The following is a 3,995-nucleotide window of genomic DNA, read 5'->3' on the forward strand; positions in this document are numbered from 1 at the left end:
TATCGTTCCCCCCTGAGTCAGGGGGCGATTCGCGCCATCGGCGCGAATGGGGGTATGGAGGCGCGACGGCGGGGCCCAAGGTTTGCGAAGCAAACTTTGGGAGATATCCGGGCGCAGCCGGATATCGTTCCCCCGCAGGCGCGGCGCAAGCCGCGACCGGCTTCTATCGGGAAGGCCCTCGCGACTCACGTCGCGCCTGCGCCTCCGGAATCGCGCCTAGAACCGGCGACGGATGCCGAGCCAGCTCTCGGCGGTCTCGCTGCCGCTGGCGCCGTAGGTGCGGTGGCGGATCACGTAGTCGGTTTCCAGCGTCCACTCCGGCCACAGGTCGATGTCCAGCCCCAGCGACTGCTTGACGAAGGCCTGGCCGTTGCCGGTCTCGAACATCACGTGTTGCGACAGCCGAGTGCGCTCGCCGAACTCGCGGCCGAAGTCGATCGCGCCGCGGAACACCGGTCCGGGCTGACCGATGCCGTCGTCCGAGCGCGGCGCCAGCCGGTAACCGGCGCCGAACTCGACGCCGAGCTGGACCGGCCCGTCGCGCATCAGCTGGACCCCGTAGAGGGTGCCGATACGCCAGCGGTTGGAATAGTTGTCGCGGTGCTCGCGTGCCCGCGCCGGTGCCGACAGCCGCACCCAGCGGCGTTGCGAGCGCAGTCCCGGCGCGGCGCTGCGCCAGTCGGTTGCGCGTCCGTGCAGTCGGCCGTCGCTGGCCAATCGCCATTCCGCGTCGTTGCAGCGCAGCGACAGGCAGCTGCCACGGCGGCGCGCCTGATCGAGGGTCTGCTCGATCACGGCGGGCTCGCCCAGGACCGGGCTCGGCAAGGTGAGGAACGGGCTGAACAGCGCCAGCCCCAGCACGGCGGACATCGGCGTAGGGGGAGAACAGTGAACGGTATCCCGATTATGCCAATTCAGGATGACGGGTGAACCCCGGACACCATTTCTGGCGACCGGGGTTCAGCTGGCCGGACGCGGCTACCCGGGCCGCACGCTCAGAAGTCGTAGGCGACGTTGATCGTGGTCAGGGTGTCGGTCTTCTTGGTGCCCGGCAGCACGTCGGTGTTGTGGCGGGTCTCCAGTCCGGCCTTCAGCGCCAGCGCCTCGGTCATCTTCACCTTCAGGCCGATGTCGTTGCGGATGAAGGTGTTGTCGCCGCCGGCCTCGACCAGCAGCGCGTCGTGCAGCGAGGTGGTCGCGGTGAACTGGTGCGAGAAGTCCATCGTGCCGCGGACGATCGCCTCGTTGTTGTGGATGCGCACGCCCTGCAGCTTGGCCCAGCGGTAGCCGGGGCCGATCTCGAAGCTCAGCCGGGTGGTTTCCGATTCGATCGCCTCGTAGCCGTAGCCCAGCGCCGTGGTCCACTGGTATTCGTTGGAGGCGAAGTGGTCGCGCTCGTTGCGGATCGAGCCGAACAGGTAGCTGTGGTCGTTGATGTTGTAGCCGCTGTCGGCGAAGAACTCGTAGCGGTAGGCGTTCTCGACGTCGTCGCTGCGGCCGTACAGGAACGAGGCACCGAGCGCGTGGCGCCAGGTGGCGTCCTCGTAACCCATCGCCAGCTTGCCGACCAGGGTCTCGCTGTCGGTATTGCCCTTGCTCACGGCCAGGCCGAGTTCGCCGGTGCCGCTCCAGACCGGCGCGGCGTCGGCCGGCGTCTCGGCGAGCGCGGACAGGGGGAGGGCGGCCAGCAGGCCGAGGGTCAACAGATGCTTGGGCATGGGGGCTCCGGATCGCGGCAGGGCAGGCCTGGAATGGGCAAAAGCAATGGCCGGCGGAGGCCGGCCATCGGGGGAGTCATTCTACGCAACTGGCGGTCAACTTCGCCGAATGGACGCCAAATGCGGTTAACGCGCGTTGTCAGTAATAGGCCATCACCGCGTGGCGGGCCTCGGCGAAGAACAGCCAGCGCTCGACGAAGGCGCCGAGCAGCACCGCGAGTGCGATCACGATCGCGGCCGGCGCCCGCGCGGCCGGCCAGGCCAGCGCGGCCACCGCCAGCAGCAGCGGCAGGCCGGCGAACAGCATCACCGCGATGCGCCGCAGTCGCGTGGCGTGCCGGCGCGCGAGCACGAAGCCCATCTCGCGGGTGATGTAGTTGGCTTCGGTGTGCGGACGTTCGAACACGCCGATCTCGCGGCCGGGCAGGCCGACCGCGCTGCCGGAATCGGCCGCCGGCGTGCCACGGTCGATGTCGTGCCAGTAGCGCCACTTGGCCGCGGCCAGCAGCAGCCCGAGTGCGGCCACCGCGACGATCGCGCGCGGGTCGCTGGTTGCGCTGCCGCTCCCGCCCATCGTTCCGCCCATCGCCAGCGCGAGCGCCAGCCCCGATTGTGCGGCGAACAGCAGATAGACCGGCATCACCAGCCGGTGCCCCCAGGCCGGGATCGGCTTCAGCGAGGCGTAGATCATCGCCGTGCAGGCTACCGTCAGCAGCGCCAGCAGCACCAGCGCCGCCGCCGGCCACGCCGCCGCGGTGCCGCCGTTGCCGCCGTTGCCGGAAAGCGCCAGCGCGATCATCGCGACGCCGGGCAGGTAGGTCAGCACCGCCATCACGCCCTCGCGCGACAGCCACGAGGTCCGCCACTGCGAGAACGCACGCCAGGCCCGCAGCGGCTTGCCGAGGTGGAAGGTCGAGCTGAGCAGGCCGACGCTGGCCAGGGCCAGGCCGATCGCGATGGCGATCGCCGCCGCCGCGTTCGGCAGCCGTCCCAGCAGCACCGCCATCCCGGTCCAGGCCAGCAGACCGTAGCCGGCGCCGGACAGGGTGGTGAAGAAGATGACCGAGAGGGCGGGGTTCATGCGGCCCTCGCTTGCGCGGCATTGCCGCGCGGGCCGCACGGACGGGCAGGCAGGACGCCAGCCCCGGGCACTCCGGAGCCGGCGCAGTTGCGCCAGGAATGGCGGTGGACGAACGAGACGAAGGGGGCCATGCCATTCACCGCGACAGCACCCGGTCCAGCCAGCGCAGCACCGGTGGCAACGCGGCGGTGTCGAGGGGCTCATCGGCCGCGGCGGCGTCCTGGCCGGCGCGGCGCGGGCGTGGCGGCAGGTACTTGTTGGTCGGCCGGTAGCCCAGCTCGGGCATCAGGTCGACGCCGCCGCGCTCGGCGACCAGCTTCGAGACCGCGGAGTCGGGATCGGCGAGGTCGCCGAAGTGGCGGGCGCGGCTCGGGCAGGCCTGCACGCAGGCGGGCTGGCGCTCGCGCTCGTCGAGGTTCTGGTTGTAGATGCGGTCGATGCACAGCGTGCACTTCTTCATCACCCCCTCGACCTCGCTGTACTCGCGGGCGCCGTACGGGCAGGCCCAGGAGCACAGCTTGCAACCGATGCACTTGTCCTCGTCGACCAGGACGATGCCGTCCTCGGCGCGCTTGTAGCTGGCGCCGGTCGGGCACACCGTCACGCAGGCCGGCTGCTCGCAGTGCAGGCACGAGCGCGGGAAGTGCAGGGTCATCGCCGGCTGTGCGTCGGTGGCGGCGACCTCGTAGCTGTGCACGCGGTTGAACCACACCCCCGACGGCTCCTTGCCGTAGGGCTGCTCGTCGGTCAGCGGCGCGGCGAAGCCGCCGGCGTTCCATTCCTTGCAACTGACCGCGCAGGCGTGACAGCCGACGCAGGTGTCCAGGTCGATGACCAGGCCGAGCTTCCTCTTCGACGGCGGCGGCAGCGCGGTCACTTGTCCTGTCCTCGCGAGGCACCACCGCGCAGCAACACCAGGCCGATCACGAAGGCGCCCAGCGCGGCCAGCAGGAACGGCACCAGGCCGGCGAAGGCGGCGCCCAGCGACGCCGGCGGCGCGCCGTCGCTGCCGGGCCCGATCAGGCCCAGGCCGAGCAGCACCACCAGGGCGAAGCCCAGGACCAGGCACAGCAGGCCGGCGAGGCGGCGGGGAGACGCGGGTGCGGTCATGCGTTTTCCTCTTCGTGTCCGCCGCGGCGCGCGTGGCGGAAGTCGGCGCCATAGCGCAGCGGTGCGTCGTCGGCCGCGCCCAGGGG

5 protein-coding genes are annotated in these 3,995 nt (G+C 70.8%); all 5 read right to left on the reverse strand.

Annotated features, from left to right (window positions below; translation table 11 throughout):
* Positions 1 to 216: 216 nt before the first annotated feature.
* The 5 genes from FKV24_RS04290 to FKV24_RS19755 all read right to left on the reverse strand — a co-directional run bounded on the left by FKV24_RS04290 (position 217) and on the right by FKV24_RS19755 (position 3,909).
* A complete protein-coding gene (locus tag FKV24_RS04290) occupies positions 217 to 870 on the reverse strand; it encodes a DUF481 domain-containing protein (RefSeq protein ID WP_111265339.1) in 654 nt (217 codons plus the stop codon).
* Between the two features lie 125 nt (positions 871 to 995).
* Positions 996 to 1,718 carry a DUF481 domain-containing protein gene (locus FKV24_RS04295; protein ID WP_141481492.1) on the reverse strand — a complete coding sequence of 241 codons (723 nt, stop codon included), beginning with the start codon at positions 1,716 to 1,718 and terminating at the stop codon, positions 996 to 998.
* A gap of 139 nt (positions 1,719 to 1,857) precedes the next feature.
* The gene (locus FKV24_RS04300) at positions 1,858 to 2,799 is read right to left on the reverse strand and encodes a dimethyl sulfoxide reductase anchor subunit family protein (protein WP_141481493.1); all 942 of its coding nucleotides are present in this window, start codon (positions 2,797 to 2,799) and stop codon (positions 1,858 to 1,860) included.
* 136 nt (positions 2,800 to 2,935) lie between these two features.
* Positions 2,936 to 3,676 carry a 4Fe-4S dicluster domain-containing protein gene (locus tag FKV24_RS19750; protein WP_141481494.1) on the reverse strand — a complete coding sequence of 247 codons (741 nt, stop codon included), beginning with the start codon at positions 3,674 to 3,676 and terminating at the stop codon, positions 2,936 to 2,938.
* The gene (locus FKV24_RS19755) at positions 3,673 to 3,909 is read right to left on the reverse strand and encodes a hypothetical protein (protein ID WP_141481495.1); all 237 of its coding nucleotides are present in this window, start codon (positions 3,907 to 3,909) and stop codon (positions 3,673 to 3,675) included. The genes FKV24_RS19750 and FKV24_RS19755 overlap by 4 nt, the downstream gene beginning before the upstream one ends.
* Positions 3,910 to 3,995: the final 86 nt, after the last annotated feature.

It is taken from the genome of Marilutibacter maris, assembly GCF_006546735.2.
Lineage (GTDB): Bacteria > Pseudomonadota > Gammaproteobacteria > Xanthomonadales > Xanthomonadaceae > Marilutibacter > Marilutibacter maris.

Bases quoted from the DNA above. Each gene is read 5' to 3' on its own strand.
- FKV24_RS04290 (WP_111265339.1), bottom strand. From the start codon at position 870: ATGTCCGCCGTGCTGGGGCTGGCGCTGTTCAGCCCGTTCCTCACCTTG.
- FKV24_RS04295 (WP_141481492.1), bottom strand. From the start codon at position 1,718: ATGCCCAAGCATCTGTTGACCCTCGGCCTGCTGGCCGCCCTCCCCCTG.
- FKV24_RS04300 (WP_141481493.1), bottom strand. From the start codon at position 2,799: ATGAACCCCGCCCTCTCGGTCATCTTCTTCACCACCCTGTCCGGCGCC.
- FKV24_RS19755 (WP_141481495.1), bottom strand. From the start codon at position 3,909: ATGACCGCACCCGCGTCTCCCCGCCGCCTCGCCGGCCTGCTGTGCCTG.